Origin of the sequence: Nocardia acidivorans NBRC 108247 (genome assembly GCF_001625085.1) — a bacterium.
Classification (GTDB): Bacteria; Actinomycetota; Actinomycetes; order Mycobacteriales; family Mycobacteriaceae; genus Nocardia; species Nocardia acidivorans.
This window is the reverse complement of the sequence record NZ_BDAW01000029.1, coordinates 21,875-36,337: the sequence shown is the minus strand read 5'-3', so window position 1 is coordinate 36,337 and position 14,463 is coordinate 21,875. Positions and strand designations below refer to the sequence as shown.

The following is a 14,463-nucleotide window of genomic DNA, read 5'->3' as shown; positions in this document are numbered from 1 at the left end:
GCACGGTGGGACCTCCGTCAGTCCTCCTCGGCCCCGGCCTTGGCCCGTGCCCGCCGCGGATGGCGGAGGCCGGAGGCGGCCAGGGCCGCACTGAGGTCCGCGACCTCGTGCACCTTCATGCTGCGCCCGGCGCGATCCACGCCGACCGGGACCAGGGCCTCGGTGAAACCCAACCGCTCGGCCTCGGCCAGGCGACGGGTCAATCCGGTCACCTGACGCACCTCACCCGCGAGCCCCACCTCACCGAGCACCACCATGCCCGGCCGCAGCGCGTGATCCTGACTCGCGCTCGCAATGGCAAGCGCGACAGCCAGATCCGCTGCGGGCTCGGTGAGCCGCATACCGCCTACGGTGGCGGCGTAGACGTCCTGCTTGCCCACATAGACCCCGCAGCGGCTCTGCAGGACAGCCAGGACCATGGAAACGCGGTTGTAATCCAGTCCGCTCACCGCGCGGCGCGGTGCGGGCACCTGGGTGTCGACGGTCAGGCCCTGCACCTCGCCCAGCATCGGCCGCTTCCCGTCCATGGCGACCGTGACCGCGGTACCGGGCACCGCCGCACCCCGGTGATGCAGGAACAGCCCGGAAGGATCGTCCACACAGGCGATTCCGGCCTCGCGCATTTCGAAGCAGCCCACCTCGTCGGTACTGCCGAATCGGTTCTTGACCCCGCGCACCATGCGCAGCGTCGAATGCTTGTCCCCCTCGAATTGCAGCACCACGTCCACCAGATGCTCGAGCGTGCGCGGACCCGCTACCGAACCGTCCTTGGTGACATGCCCGACCAGCAGCACCGCGATACCGGTCGCCTTCGCCAATGAGGTGAGCGCCGCCGTCACCGAGCGCACCTGGGTGACGCCGCCGATCACCCCGTCCACATCCGCGGCCAGCATGGTCTGCACCGAATCGACCACCAGCAGCGTCGGCCGCACCTGTTCGACATGCCCGAGGATGGTGGCCAGATCGGATTCGGCCGCCAGATACACCTTGTCGTGCACCGCGCCCGTGCGATCCGCCCGCAACCGCACCTGCCCGGCCGATTCCTCCGCGGTCACGTACAGCGCGATCTCATCGCGCGCCCGCGCCCATCGATGCGACACCTCGAGCAACAGCGTCGACTTGCCGACCCCCGGTTCCCCCGACAGCAGCACCACCGAGCCGGGCACGATGCCCCCGCCCAGCACCCGATCCAACTCCGACACACCGGTGGTGCGCGCGAAAGTGGTCTTGGAGTCGATATTCGAAATGGGGGTGGCCGCCGTACTCGGCAACATGGCCCGCCGCCCCGACGACACCGTGGCCGCGGATGCCGCCACCTCCTCGACCGTGCCCCATGCCTCGCATGCCGGGCACCGCCCCACCCATTTGGCGACCTCATTCGCGCAATCAGCGCACCGATACAGCGATTTCACCTTGGCCACGCGCGCAGCCTAATAACCGCCCCCGACAGAAACGCGCAGCGTGTGCGGCGGGCCGTCGGCGCGCATTCCGACACGCCCGGCAAACACGCATCGGGACAATTTCCCCGCCGAAAAACAACCGCACCCGCTTCGAATATCCGAAGCGGGTGCGGTGCAAGCGAATTCGACTTCACTCCCGGACAACATCCGCTCAAAGTCGCGGCCCGCCCCGCTTCTGGACTGAGCGGAGCGGCGGAGCGGAGCGAGGGAAGAAGCGGGGTCACCAGGGCCGCGACCCGCCGAAGCGAAGCAGAGGCCAAAACTCAAGCGAATTCGACTTCACTCCCGGACAACATCCGCTCAAAGTCGCGGCCCGCCCCGCTTCTGGACTGAGCGGAGCGGAGAAGCGAAGCGGAGGAGCGGAGCGAGGGAAGAAGCGGGGTCACCAGGGCCGCGACCCACCGGAGCGAAGCGGAGGCAGAAAACTCAGTGCCCGGACTTGGTCTCTTCCTTGGCGGGCTCGGGGCGCGGGTTGTTCGAACCGGCGTCGACCGGGACGTTGATGACCACGGTGCCCGCCTCCTTGAAGATGAAGGTGACCGGGTAGGTCAGGCCGGGGGTGACGTCCTTGGTCAGCGCGGTGACCTCGACCAGCAGCGGCTTCTGGTTCGGATTCGAGGTCTTGTCGCTCGCGGCCTCGGTGCCGTGCTGGTCGGGCGCGACGGTGGTGGTGGTCGTACCGTGCTCTTCCTTGGCGGCGGTGGACAAATCCGAGACCAGGGTGCTCTGCGGCTTGATCTCGGCCTTGCCGTTGATCCTCACCTGGCCCAGGTCGGTGGTGATGCCGACGAGCTCGTCCGGAGTGGCCTCGCCCAGGTTGGCGGCGCTGAACGCGAGGACGGCCTTACCGCCCTTGGCGTTGCTGTACTCCTCGGTCTGCGGCAGCAGGAAGCGGACATCGCGCAGGGCGACCTTGCCGACGTTGGCGGAATTGCCATTCACGGCCGCCACCTGGTGCGCGGTCTGCGAGATCTGACCGGCGCCGCAACCCGTCAACGCGAGCACCGCGCCCGCAGCGAGTGCAGCAACCGTCATGGCACGCCTGCGCGTCTTGGACGCGGTGGTGGCTTTCAGGGCAGTCACGGGTTGTTCCTCCATGTCGACCGGTCTCACTCCACTATGCAGAGTAGTAGTCAAGAAGAGTAATGCGTTGCTTCCCACGCCTCTCGAGGGGGCGGCTATACGGAAAGTCGCGTATGCGTTGAAGGCTCGCGCATAAGTCTCCGAACGCAACTGCGCGGTATCCCGTTATGCCACAACAAGATGCACACACTTCGGCGGTTGTCAACCCCCACCGCCGGCTCGTTGTGGCCCTGACCTGCGCCGTTGATCGCGCCGTTACCGAGTCGCATGTTAAACTGTGAACATCGAAAGGGGCACGGGACACATGATTTTTAAGGTCGGAGACACCGTCGTTTACCCCCACCACGGAGCGGCGCTGATCGAAGCAATCGAAACCCGCACCATCAAGGGTGTACAAAAGGAGTATCTGGTCCTGAAGGTCGCTCAAGGCGACCTGACCGTTCGGGTTCCCGCAGAGAACGCAGAGTATGTCGGCGTCCGCGACGTCGTCGGCCAGGAGGGCCTGGACAAGGTCTTCCAGGTGCTCCGCGCACCGCACACCGAAGAGCCCACCAACTGGTCTCGCCGTTACAAGGCCAACCTCGAGAAGCTCGCCTCCGGCGATGTGAACAAGGTGGCCGAGGTCGTTCGCGACCTGTGGCGTCGGGAGCAGGACCGCGGCCTGTCCGCCGGTGAGAAGCGCATGCTGGCCAAGGCCCGGCAGATTCTCGTCGGTGAACTCGCACTCGCGGAGGGCACAGATGATGTTCGTGCCGAGACCCTGCTCGACGAGGTTCTCGCCGCGGCTTCCTGATCGTGAACGCATCACACGGTGAAAGCCGTGTTGTCGCGCTGGTTCCTGCCGCTGGCATGGGCGTGCGCCTGGGTGAGAACAGGCCCAAGGCGTTCGTTCCGGTCGGCGGCAGTCCCATGCTCGCACTCGCCGTGGCAGGTCTGATCGCCTCCGGGTCCGTCGACGAAGTTGTGGTGATGGTGCCCGCTGAACTCCTCGACGAGACCCGCGCGCTGCTGCCCGTTTCCGGCACCCCCGTCCATGTCGTGCCGGGGGGCGCCGAGCGCACCGACTCCGTTCGGGCCGGGCTCGATGCCGCACCCGACGCCGACTTCGTGCTGGTGCACGATGCCGCCCGCGCTCTCACTCCCCCGGCGCTCATCGCGCGCGTGGTGGCCGAACTGCGCGCGGGTGCGCAGGCCGTGGTCCCGGCGCTGCCCGTCACCGACACCATCAAATCCGTGGACGCCGCGGGCGCGGTGACCGGAACCCCCGATCGCGCCGGCTTGCGCGCCATCCAGACTCCGCAGGGCTTCGAGGCGCGACTGCTGCGCGCGGCCTATGCGACAGGCACCCGGGCGACCGATGACGCGGGCCTGGTCGAGCTGCTCGGCGCGGTCGTGCGTACGGTGCCCGGTGACGCACTGGCCTTCAAGATCACCACGCCCTTGGATCTGGTACTCGCCAATACACTGGTGGCCCAGGGCAGTTCGAACGGAGCGCGGAAGGCGGTGACCACGCCATGATCGATCCCACCGCCATGCGGGTGGGCATCGGCAGCGATGTGCACCCGATCGCGCCCGGCCGCGCCTGCTGGATGGCCGGCCTGCTCTTCGACGGTGACAGCGGCTGCGACGGTCACTCCGACGGTGATGTCGCCGCGCACGCCCTGTGCGACGCCCTGCTCTCCGCGGCAGGTCTCGGTGATGTCGGCGCGGTATTCGGCACCGGCCGCCCCGAATGGGAGGGTGTGTCCGGCGGGGCCATGCTGAAGGAAGTCCGGCGCCTGCTGGATGAGTCCGGATTCACAATTGTCAATGCGGCTGTACAGGTAATCGGCAATCGACCCAAGATCGGCCCGCGCCGCGCCGAGGCGCAAAAGGTGCTGGGCGAAATTCTGGGCGCACCCGTGTCGGTCTCCGGCACCACCACCGACGGCCTCGGGCTGACCGGTCGCGGCGAAGGCGTGGCGTCGGTCGCCACCGCGCTGCTCTGTTGTCGGTCCTGAATCACCACCGCCGATTCCGAGTCCACCCCCGCTGATTCGGAAATCCCCGGTCAAGGTGAACTCCGAGCCGTATCCGCCCGTAATCCGCCATATCTCACCAGCTAGGATGCTCTGTCGTGACTCTGCGCCTTTTCGACACCGAGACGCGGACCCTGCGTGAATTCACGCCGCTGGTCCCCGGCCACGCTTCGGTGTACCTGTGTGGCGCGACCGTGCAGGGCGAACCCCATATCGGGCATGTGCGCAGCGGCGTCGCCTTCGACGTGCTCCGACGCTGGTTGAGCGCCAACGGTTTCGATGTGGCCTTCATCCGCAATGTCACCGATATCGACGACAAGATCCTGAACAAGGCCGCCGAAAACGGCCGGCCGTGGTGGGAGTGGGCGGCCACGCACGAGCGCGCCTTCGATCGCGCCTACGAGACGCTCGGCGTGCTGCCGCCCTCGGCCGAGCCGCGCGCCACCGGGCATATCACCCAGATGGTGCAGATGATGGAGCGGCTCATCGAGCGCGGGCACGCGTACCCGTCCGAGGGCAATGTCTACTTCGATGTGCTGAGCTTCCCCGATTACGGCAAGTTGTCCGGGCACAAGCTGGACGACGTGCACCAGGGTGAGAGCGCCGGTAAGGGTAAGAAGGACGCGCGCGACTTCACGCTGTGGAAGGCCGCCAAACCCGGTGAGCCGAGCTGGCCCTCGCCGTGGGGTCCCGGACGCCCGGGCTGGCATTTGGAATGCTCCGCCATGGCCGAGTTCTATCTGGGCGCGGAATTCGATATACATTGCGGCGGAATGGATTTGATTTTCCCGCACCATGAGAACGAGATCGCGCAGTCGCAGGCGGCCGGTGACGGATTCGCCCGGTACTGGCTGCACAACGGCTGGGTGACGCTCAGCGGCGAGAAGATGTCGAAATCGCTCGGCAATACGCTCTCCATTCCGGCGGTGCTGGAGCGGGTGGGCGTGCGCGCGGTGGAATTGCGGTTCTATCTGGGCAGTGCGGGCTACCGGTCCATGCTGGAGTACTCCGATAAGGCGCTGTCCGAGGCCGCGGCCTCCTATCAGCGCATCGAATCGTTCGTGCTGCGGGTCGGCGAGCGCGCCGGCGCGGTTCCGCTCGGCGGCTGGACACCCGGTTTCGCCGAGGCGCTGGACGACGATCTCGGAGTTCCCAAGGCGCTGGCCGAGATTCACGGTGCGGTGAACGAGGGTAATAGGGCCCTGGACGCCGATGACCTCGCTACCGCGCGCACGCTCGCCGGACAGGTGCGCGGCATGCTCGGGATTCTCGGTGTGGATCCGCTCGATCCGCACTGGGCCGCACCGGCCGACTCGTCCGCGGCCATCGCGGCCCTGGATGTGCTGATCGGCGCGGAACTGGAGCGGCGGCAGCGGGCCCGGGCCGATAAGGACTGGGGCGCGGCCGACGCGGTGCGAGATCGGCTCAAGGCGGCGGGCGTGGAGGTCACCGACACCCCGCGCGGACCGGAATGGGCATTGACCAAGGACGAAAGCTGACCTCGGCCGGGATGTCCGGCCGAACCGGTCTCGAACCACTCGAGGCGCATTCGACGCGGCGCACCCGCCGGGTCGGACATCTGCCCGCACGGGCAGCACAGGCACGGCCCCCGATGACGGCATGGACGCCGGCGCCGGGCGGCACAGATAGGGGCGCAGCCGTTCGCTGCGCCGACCGGATGCAGGTATCCCGCATGATCGACGTGGCGCGGGTTCTCCCGTGACCGGCCGACTGCGGGATCCCCGCGTAATACGGAAGGCGAAGTAATGGCAGGCAATTCACAGCGACGCGGTGCGATTCGCAAGACCGGCACCAAGAAGGGGCAGGTCGTCGGTTCCGGCGGTAAGCGCCGCCGGGGACTCGAGGGCAAGGGCGCGACCCCGCCCGCTGTGGAGCGCACCAAGCATCCCGCGGCCAAGCGCGCCAAGGCCGCGGCCAAGGCGGCCTCGGCGGCGAGCACCGCGCGCGGCCGCAATGCGGGCCGCCCGATCCCGGGGCGCAAGGACAATGAGGGCCCGGAGTTGGTGCTCGGCCGCAATCCGGTGGTGGAGTGCCTGCGCGCCGGGGTGCCCGCGACCGCGCTGTACGTCGCCGTCGGCACCGAGAACGACGACCGGCTCACCGAGGCGGTGAAGATCGCCGCCGATACCGGGATCTCCATCCTGGAACTGCCGCGCACCGACCTCGACAAGATGAGCCATAACGCCATGCACCAGGGCCTGGCCCTGCAGGTGCCGCCGTACCGGTACGCGCATCCGGACGATCTGGTGGAGCGGGTGCGCGCCTCGGGCGAACCGGCGCTGCTGGTGGCGCTGGACAATATCTCCGATCCGCGCAATCTCGGCGCGGTCATCCGCTCGGTCGCGGCATTCGGCGGGCACGGCGTGGTGATCCCGCAGCGCCGCAGCGCCAGCGTCACGGCGGTCGCGTGGCGGACCAGTGCGGGTGCGGCGGCCCGGCTGCCTGTCGCCCGTGCCACCAATCTGACTCGAACGCTGAAGGATTGGGCGAGCCAGGGGTACCAGATCGTCGGCCTGGACGCGGGCGGCGATACCCATCTGGACGAATTCGACGGCAGCACACCGACGGTCATCGTGGTCGGCTCCGAGGGCAAGGGGCTCTCGCGCCTGGTGCGCGAGACCTGCGATGCCATCATCAGCATTCCGATGGCCGGTCCGGTGGAGTCGCTCAATGCCTCCGTCGCGGCGGGCGTGGTGCTCGCCGATGTGGCCCGCCAGCGCCGAATCTAGGCCGAAACCGCGAGCGGACCCGAAACCCGCTGCGGGAAAATAGCATTCACCGAACGCCCCGCTCCCCACCCGGAGCGGGGCGTTTGCCATATCCGACCCACGACCGGGTGAACTGTCGCGGGGCAAGACCGCGCGTCCGCATGCCGGGGGGCGGGTGCTGAACGTAAAATCACGCTGTGGTGATCCCTCAGCAGCCCATCGGCGCGCCTACCGAGCACGAGAATGCGACGGCGGTGTTGCTATTGGGAGCGCTCAGCGTGTTCTGCTGTGGCGCACTGGGGCCGATCGCCTGGGCCCTCGGACGGCGGGCGCTCAATGACATCGAGGCGTCCGGCGGTGCGTACGGCGGGCGCGTGCAGGTGATGGTCGGCTATGTGCTGGGCATCATCGGGACCATCTTGATGGTCATCTTCGGAATCCTGTTCCTGCTGCTGGCCATCAGCGGAAGGGCTTGAGCCGCAAGCTCAGTCGAGGCCGGGACGGGCTTCGCCACCGGTCACCGCATCCCAGGCCGGCCATTCCGCGCTGATGCTGCCGGTCCACTTGGGTGAGCGGCGATCCTTGAGCGCGGCCACGCCCTCACCGCCGTCGGCGCTCTTGGCCACGTAGTCGTTGAGTTCGGTCTCCAAGCGGCCCACCGTCTCCGGGGTCATGGTGGGCGCCTCCCACAGCAGCCGCTTGGACAGCGCGACGGGCAGCGGGGCCGAACCGTGCGCGATATCGTGCGCCACCGCCAGCGCGGTGGGCAGCACCTCGCTCGCGGGCAGACAGGAGTTGGCCACACCGAGCGCGCGGGCCTCGTCACCGTCGAAAGTGCGACCGGTGAGCAGCAGATCGGCGGCATTGGCGCTGCCGATCAGCCGGGGCAGCGTCCAATGCGCGTACCCGTCCGCGAGCGCGCCGCGCCGAACCTGGTTGAGCCCGTACACCGCATCGCGTGCCACATAGCGCAGATCGCACTGCAGCGCGATCTCCAGCCCGATGCCGACCGCATGCCCGTTCACCGCGGCGATGACGGGTTTGCGAATCCGGAACGGCGGCGGATCGATGAGTCCGTTCACCTCACCGACCTTCAACGACAGATCCGCGCCCGCGCAGAAGGCGGGCGGGGTGCCGGTGATGACGACCGCGCCGATGGCGTCCTCGGTATCGCAGCGCCGCAGCGCCACCCCCAGCGCCAATGCCATCGCCGGGGTGAGCGCGTTCTGCTGAGCGGGCCGATTGAGCGTGAGCACAGCGACCCCGTCGGACACGTCCACATGCAGTTCCGAGCTCATACGCGCCGATCTTAATGCACCCCGCCCGAGCGACACCCGGGTTCCGATCCCGCCCTCCGCGCAACTCCGCGGCCGGTGCCCGGTGAACGCGACCAACTGATTTCGTGAGGTTCGGGGTAACTCCCCGACCACCTCGAACCGAGCCGAATCGCCGACCGCCGGGCCGCGGCGACAGTCCCGCCGCACCCGGCGACCGGCAGAGGTCGCGGGGAGGCGGCTCAGCCGCGCAGGATCTTGCGGCCGATGGCGTACTTGTGCACCTCGGTGGGGCCGTCGTACAACCGGAAGGCGCGCATATCGCGGAAGATCATCTCGACCACCGTCTCATCGCTGATGCCGATGCCGCCGAGCACCTGGACGCAGCGGTCGGTGACCTTGAACAGCTCCTCCGAGACATAGGACTTGGCGATGGAGCTCTCGTGCCGGGCCTTCTCGCCCTGATCCATCAGCCAGCAGGCGTGCCAGATGGTGAGGCGGCACTGATGCAGTGCGATCTCGTTGTCCGCCAACATGAACGAGACGCCCTGATGTTCGCCGATGGTCTTGCCGAAGGCGGTGCGGGTCTTGGCGTAGTCGACGGCGATGGACTGGGCGCGCTCGGCCGCGCCCAGCCAGCGCATGCAGTGCGTGAGACGGGCCGGGGCCAAACGCAATTGGGCGTAGCGCAATGCCTGACCGGTCTCGCCGAGCACGGAATCCGCGGGCAGCACCAGGTTCTCGAAGTTCACCACCGCGTGACCGCCGACGTAATTGCGGTCCATGGTGTTCATGATGCGTTCGATGACGATGCCGGGGGTGTCGCCGTCGCACAGGAACAGGGTCGGGCCCGCGGGCAGGTGCGGGTTGTCGGCCAGGCGGGCCATGATGATCCAGGTCTTCGCGCCGTCGGCACCGGTGATCAGCCATTTGCGGCCGTTGATGGTGAAGTTCTCACCGTCGAAGACGGCCTCGGTGCTGAGCTGATTCGGGTCCGAGCCCGCGCCGTTCGGCTCGGTCATGGCGAAGACCGAGCGCTGCTGACCGTCGATGACCGGCTGTAGGAAGCGTTCGATCTGCTCCTGATTCGCGACCTTGGAGAGCAGGAACATATTGCCCTCGTCGGGGGCGGCGCAGTTCATGGCGACCGGGCCGAGGGTGGACCAGCCGGCCGCCTCGTAGAGGACCGCCTGCTCGATATGGCTGAGCCCGCGCCCGCCCAGCGCGACCGGGGCCTGCACGGTGAGCAGCTTTTCCGCGCGCGCCAATTCCACCAGTTCCTGGCGCAATTCGTCGGTGGGGCCGTGCGCGGTCAGCCGCGGATCCCGCTCGTAGGGAACGATCTTGTCGATGACGAACTGCCGCACCCGATCGCGTTCGGCGGCGAGTTCGGCGGGAATCGTGAAATCGATCATCGGTGGTCACCATTCAGTCCGGGATGCGTGCGAGCCGAGCATACGACGAACCCCGCAGGAGACTGAAGGCACCCGCCATCAAACGAGGGCGCGGCGCAGGAACGCCTCGACTTCGGCCCGGTAGGCGGCGGGTTGATCGTCGTGCACCAGATGTCCGGCGGCGGCGATCAGCACGTGCCGGGCATCGGGATGCACCGCCGCCATCTCGCGCATCTGCCCGGGCGGGGTGATGGTGTACTCACCCTCGATGATCAGGGTCGGCACGGTGATCGACCGCCACTGATTCCAGAAGTCGCGGGTACCCCACTCCTCGGAGATATCGCGGAAGGTGGCCACCGCACCGTGCAGGCGATAACCGTCCGGCCCGCGCGTGAAGGAGTTCAAGAAGTACCGCCCGGCCACCGGACCGAAGAACTCCAGCACCGCGGCCTCGTCCGGGAACGGTTGCGGCCACGCCCCGATCACCGCGGCCCAGTGCTCGGCGGTGCGACCCCGGAAATCCGGGGCCATATCCTCGACCACCAACGCGCGCACCCGATCCGGATGCGCGGCGGTGAACATCCAGCCGTGCAGTCCGCCCATCGAATGTCCGATCACCACCATGGGTTCTGTGATCGATTCGGTCGCCGCGGCCAGATCGGCCACGAACGCCTCGGTGGTCAATTCATCGGGCGCGGGCCGTCCGTGTCCGGCCGCGTCGAACGAGAAGACATGCCCGAACGCGCGCAACCAGTCCACCTGATTTCGCCAGGTGCGAGCACTGCCCATCAGCCCGTGCAGCAGCAGGATCGGTACGCCTGTGCCACCTTCGTCATACAACATCGCTTCGACGATACGTCCGATTCGGGGAGTACATTCGGGCGCATGGCAGTCGTGAAGATCAACGCTATCGAGGTCCCCGAGGGCGCCGGCCCCGAACTGGAGAAGCGGTTCGCGCATCGCGCGCACGCGGTGGAGGGCTCCCCCGGTTTCCTGGGCTTCCAACTGCTCCGCCCGGTCTCCGGCGACAACCGGTATTTCGTTGTCACGCACTGGGATTCGAACGATTCGTTCGAGGCGTGGCGGGACGGTCCGGCGCGCGAGGCGCACGCGGGCGGGGAGAACCGCAAGCCGGTCTCCACCGGCGCGTCGCTGCTGGAGTTCGAGGTCGTCCTGGACGTGCCCGCCAAGAACTCCTGAGACGCGACCGAGAATGCCTGATCAGGCAGCATGTTGACGCAAGGCCAACGAGGATGTCAGAGTTCGGGGAGAAGTTAGCGATGGTGTCGCGTAACCCGGTGTGAATCCGGGGCGGTCGCGCCACTGTATCCACGCATCGGCCCGCGGGCGGGTGCCGGAGAGCCAGACACCGGCACCGTCGCGATCCATCTCGACCGGGACGCGAAATCCCTCAGGAGGACCGATGGCCATCGTTCACAACCCCAGCCGTGGCGGCGACGCACTCACCGCGCTGCTCATCTCCGCGGCCGTCGTGCTGCTCGCACTGCTCACCGTTTACCTGGTCGGCTTCGATCAGGGCGCCGTCTCGCGCAGCGGTATGTACCTGCACGAGCTCATGCATGACGGACGCCACCTGCTGGGTGTGCCGTGCCACTGACCGAATCCCAGCCGCTGACGGGTTCACTCAGGACCCTGGTGCTGCGCGGGCTGCTGGCCGGTCTCATCGCGGGCCTGCTGGCGGCCACCGTCGGCTTCTTCGTGGGCGAACCGAAGATCAACGCGGCCATCGCCATCGAGGAATCCCAGTCCCAGGCCGCCGAGAACCATCACGACGGCGCGATGGCCGATCAGGCCATGGCCGGACATTCCCACGGTGACCAGGACCAGCCGCTGGTGAGCCGGGACGGTCAGAAGGCCGGGCAGTTCCTGGCCCTGGGCCTGTTCGGCATGGCCATCGGCGCACTGCTCGCGGTCGTGGCGAATGTCGCCCGGCGCTACACCTCGCTCTCCGGTCCGCGACTGGCCCTCGGGCTGGCGGCGGGCGGCTGGCTCGCCATTGTGGCGGTGCCGTTCTTCAAGTACCCGGCCAATCCCCCGGCCGTCGGCGATCCGGACACCATCGACCAGCGCACCTGGCTGTGGGTCGCGGTGGTGCTGCTCGGCTTCGCGGCCGTCGGCGCGGGCGTGTACGTGCACCGGATGCTGAAGGATCAGCTCGACACCCTGCGATGGATCGGCTCGGTGCTGACATTCGTCGCCGTCGCCGCCATCGGCTATATCGTGCTGCCGGGCATCAACGAGGTGAAGGCGGACTTCCCGGCCACGTTGCTGTGGCAGTTCCGGGCGGCCTCACTGGCCGAGACCGGCACGCTGTGGCTGGTGCTCGGGCTCGGGTACGCCGCGCTCACCGAATTCGCGGCGAGCAAGACCGGGGCCCTGGAAACCGCACTGCGGTAATACCTTCGGGACCGATTCGACGAAAAAGGCAGTGCCGGTGCGATACCGGCACTGCCTTTTCGTTCGTACGCGAAAGCGTCTGTCCGAGCTCAGGACTCGAAGGTCGCGTCCAGCTCGATATCGTCCACGCCCGCGAGGGCCTTGGAGACCGGGCAGCCCTCCTTGGCGGCAGCGGCGGCGGCCGCGAAGCCGTCGGCGTCGATGCCCGAGGCACGGCCCAGCACGGTCAGCTTGATCTTGGAGATGCGAAAGCCGCCGGCCGGATCCGGGCTCAGGGTGACATCGGCGGTCACGTCCAGGCTCTCCGGGGTGCCACCGGCGGCGGCGATCTGACCCGAGAGCGCCATGGAGTAGCAGGAGGAGTGCGCGGCGGCGATCAGCTCTTCCGGGCTGGTGGTGCCGTCGGCATTGTCGGCCGCGCGCTTGGGGAAGCTGACGTCGTACTTGCCGACACCGGAGCTGACCAGTTCGACCTGACCGGAGCCGTCTTGCAGGCCACCGGTCCAGGCGGTGCGAGCGGAACGTGTAGGCATCGCTGTCCTTTCGGGGGAGGAAGGGTTCGCATCCGAACCTACCCCGTCGGTTTCAGCTCACCGATACGGTTCGCCGATCCCACTGCTCGAGCACCCGCGGCCAGGATTGCTCATGCCGGTCGCGGGCTGCGGCAGTGGGGAATCCGGCGTGCGTGAGCAGCAGTGCGCTGCCCGCGCCGTGTGCCGAGAGTTCCAGGGTGAGAACGCTTTCCGCGCCCTCGGTACCGCCCGGACCGGTCACCCAGGTCAATTCGACCAGGCGGTCCGGGATCAGGCGCAGGAAGCGCCCGTAATGCGGATGCCCGCCGCCCGCGGTGAAGAAGAACGGTTCGTTCACCGCCGGGCGCATGAGCACCGAGCCGGGATCGGCGAACCAGAGCCCCAATTGCTGTGTCGCCATGCGGTACAGCTCATCGGGCGAAGCGGACATAATGCGTTCCACGGCCAGGGAGAAGGGCCGCGCGGAGAGGTCGGGAGGCCGGATCGGCGCAACGTCCATGGCGGAGCACGATACCCCCGTCCCGCCGATCATTCGGGATTGGTCACCCGTGCCAGGACTATGCCGCCGATAATGAGCGACAGCGCCAGCACCCGGCCCGCCGAGAGCGGATCGCGCTGCACGATCACACCCAGGCCGATGGCCCCAACCGCGCCGATTCCGGTGAAAATCGCGTACGCGGTCCCGACAGGCAGCGTACGCAGGGCGTAGGAGAGCAGGTACACCGCGGTCACCATCAGGACGAAGCAGATCAGGGTGGCGAGCGGTTTGGTGAAATTCTGGGTGGGCTTGATGGATTGGGACCAGGCGATCTCCACCAGGCCGGCGAGGCCGAGCACCAGCCAGTTCATGTCAGTACTCCTTACCGAGCTTGCGGGCGGTCTCCAGCGCGGCGGCGTAGGACGCGTCGTGCTTCTCGCGCAGATGCGTGAGCGCCGGGTCCTGCCGGGAGTTGGCGAGCTCCGCATTGATGAAAACGGTGTCCTGGACGGCGAAGTGGCCCGCGAAGAAGTCCCGCAGGAAACGCTCCTGATAGTCGTAGGCGGCCTTGGGCGCACCCGGTGAGTACGCACCGCCGCGCGCGGTGGTGACCACGAAACGGGTGGGGGCCAAGGACATTCGCGGGAGGGTGATCTGATCCAGCCACGCTTTCAGGCTGGCCGGGATCGAGTAGTTGTACATGGGGGTGCCGATCAGCACCACATCCGCCGCGCGCACCTCGGCCAGGAGCGGTTCGACGATCGCCCACGCGTCGGCCGCGGCCGGGGTGTCGGCCAATTCGGCCAGCTGATCCAGATCGGTGCTGCCGCGGGCGAGTACGCGATCGCAGAGTTCGGTCCAGCCCGCACCGATGAAGGGAATCGGATCCGCGGCGAGATCGCGGTGGACGTAGCCGCCGTCGGGGTGTTCGGCGCGCCAGGCGGCGGCGAAGACCCCGCTGAGTTCACGGCTGATGGAGTTGGGGCGGGCGCTGGAATCCAGGTGCAGCAGGTTGGTCATCTCGATCATCTCCTCAAGTGGACACAGTGTCCGTTTACTCGATTCGACAGTAGCCC

The 14,463-nt window shown here is 67.7% G+C and carries 18 protein-coding genes; 9 read left to right on the top strand and 9 right to left on the bottom strand.

Translation table 11 applies throughout. From position 1 onward, the window contains the following. Positions 1-17: 17 nt before the first annotated feature. Complete coding sequence (radA, locus tag NA10_RS17545; RefSeq protein ID WP_084514856.1) at positions 18-1,421, bottom strand: DNA repair protein RadA; 1,404 nt, start codon at positions 1,419-1,421, stop codon at positions 18-20. Between the two features lie 465 nt (positions 1,422-1,886). Then, on the bottom strand, positions 1,887-2,543 hold the full coding sequence (locus NA10_RS17540; RefSeq protein WP_084514858.1) for a copper chaperone PCu(A)C domain-containing protein: 657 nt from the start codon (positions 2,541-2,543) through the stop codon (positions 1,887-1,889). Positions 2,544-2,847: 304 nt separating this feature from the next. On the opposite strand from NA10_RS17540, the gene carD reads away from it, so the two are divergent. The 6 genes from carD (at position 2,848) to NA10_RS17510 (ending at position 7,766) form a co-directional block, all read left to right on the top strand. Continuing rightward, positions 2,848-3,336 (top strand): RNA polymerase-binding transcription factor CarD, encoded by a 489-nt coding sequence (gene carD / locus NA10_RS17535; RefSeq protein ID WP_067569016.1) that lies wholly within the window; start codon positions 2,848-2,850, stop codon positions 3,334-3,336. A 2-nt stretch (positions 3,337-3,338) separates the two neighbouring features. Next, entirely contained in the window at positions 3,339-4,061 is a 723-nt protein-coding gene (gene ispD, locus NA10_RS17530; protein WP_084514854.1) for a 2-C-methyl-D-erythritol 4-phosphate cytidylyltransferase, read from the top strand. A gap of 14 nt (positions 4,062-4,075) precedes the next feature. Continuing rightward, positions 4,076-4,543, top strand: a complete 468-nt coding sequence (ispF, locus tag NA10_RS17525) for a 2-C-methyl-D-erythritol 2,4-cyclodiphosphate synthase (RefSeq protein WP_067569048.1) — start codon at positions 4,076-4,078, stop codon at positions 4,541-4,543. A gap of 116 nt (positions 4,544-4,659) precedes the next feature. Continuing rightward, entirely contained in the window at positions 4,660-6,060 is a 1,401-nt protein-coding gene (gene cysS, locus NA10_RS17520; protein ID WP_067569010.1) for a cysteine--tRNA ligase, read from the top strand. 267 nt (positions 6,061-6,327) lie between these two features. Beyond that, complete coding sequence (rlmB, locus tag NA10_RS17515; protein ID WP_067569007.1) at positions 6,328-7,311, top strand: 23S rRNA (guanosine(2251)-2'-O)-methyltransferase RlmB; 984 nt, start codon at positions 6,328-6,330, stop codon at positions 7,309-7,311. 176 nt (positions 7,312-7,487) lie between these two features. Further along, the gene (locus NA10_RS17510; protein WP_067569001.1) at positions 7,488-7,766 is read left to right on the top strand and encodes a DUF4190 domain-containing protein; all 279 of its coding nucleotides are present in this window, start codon (positions 7,488-7,490) and stop codon (positions 7,764-7,766) included. Positions 7,767-7,775: 9 nt separating this feature from the next. Here NA10_RS17510 and NA10_RS17505 read toward each other — a convergent pair whose 3' ends face one another. The 3 genes from NA10_RS17505 to NA10_RS17495 all read right to left on the bottom strand — a co-directional run bounded on the left by NA10_RS17505 (position 7,776) and on the right by NA10_RS17495 (position 10,801). Continuing rightward, a complete protein-coding gene (locus NA10_RS17505; protein WP_067568999.1) occupies positions 7,776-8,588 on the bottom strand; it encodes an enoyl-CoA hydratase/isomerase family protein in 813 nt (270 codons plus the stop codon). A gap of 218 nt (positions 8,589-8,806) precedes the next feature. After that, positions 8,807-9,979, bottom strand: a complete 1,173-nt coding sequence (locus tag NA10_RS17500; protein ID WP_067568997.1) for an acyl-CoA dehydrogenase family protein — start codon at positions 9,977-9,979, stop codon at positions 8,807-8,809. A gap of 78 nt (positions 9,980-10,057) precedes the next feature. After that, on the bottom strand, positions 10,058-10,801 hold the full coding sequence (locus NA10_RS17495; RefSeq protein WP_067568995.1) for an alpha/beta fold hydrolase: 744 nt from the start codon (positions 10,799-10,801) through the stop codon (positions 10,058-10,060). Positions 10,802-10,843: 42 nt separating this feature from the next. On the opposite strand from NA10_RS17495, the gene NA10_RS17490 reads away from it, so the two are divergent. The 3 genes from NA10_RS17490 to NA10_RS17480 all read left to right on the top strand — a co-directional run bounded on the left by NA10_RS17490 (position 10,844) and on the right by NA10_RS17480 (position 12,376). Beyond that, on the top strand, positions 10,844-11,158 hold the full coding sequence (locus tag NA10_RS17490; RefSeq protein WP_067568992.1) for an antibiotic biosynthesis monooxygenase family protein: 315 nt from the start codon (positions 10,844-10,846) through the stop codon (positions 11,156-11,158). Between the two features lie 223 nt (positions 11,159-11,381). Continuing rightward, on the top strand, positions 11,382-11,576 hold the full coding sequence (locus NA10_RS17485) for a CbtB domain-containing protein (protein WP_067568989.1): 195 nt from the start codon (positions 11,382-11,384) through the stop codon (positions 11,574-11,576). Beyond that, a complete protein-coding gene (locus NA10_RS17480; RefSeq protein WP_067568981.1) occupies positions 11,567-12,376 on the top strand; it encodes a CbtA family protein in 810 nt (269 codons plus the stop codon). The genes NA10_RS17485 and NA10_RS17480 overlap by 10 nt, the downstream gene beginning before the upstream one ends. A gap of 89 nt (positions 12,377-12,465) precedes the next feature. On the opposite strand, the gene NA10_RS17475 is transcribed toward NA10_RS17480, so the two are convergent. From NA10_RS17475 to NA10_RS17460, 4 genes are read right to left on the bottom strand one after another with little or no spacing between them, the layout of a single operon-like run. Continuing rightward, on the bottom strand, positions 12,466-12,909 hold the full coding sequence (locus NA10_RS17475) for an OsmC family peroxiredoxin (protein WP_067568979.1): 444 nt from the start codon (positions 12,907-12,909) through the stop codon (positions 12,466-12,468). 52 nt (positions 12,910-12,961) lie between these two features. Next, on the bottom strand, positions 12,962-13,408 hold the full coding sequence (locus tag NA10_RS17470) for an SRPBCC family protein (protein WP_067568977.1): 447 nt from the start codon (positions 13,406-13,408) through the stop codon (positions 12,962-12,964). A 29-nt stretch (positions 13,409-13,437) separates the two neighbouring features. Then, positions 13,438-13,758, bottom strand: coding sequence for a DMT family transporter (locus NA10_RS17465; RefSeq protein ID WP_067568974.1), 321 nt, complete (start codon positions 13,756-13,758; stop codon positions 13,438-13,440). A 1-nt stretch (position 13,759) separates the two neighbouring features. Then, entirely contained in the window at positions 13,760-14,416 is a 657-nt protein-coding gene (locus NA10_RS17460) for an FMN-dependent NADH-azoreductase (protein WP_245677578.1), read from the bottom strand. Positions 14,417-14,463: the final 47 nt, after the last annotated feature.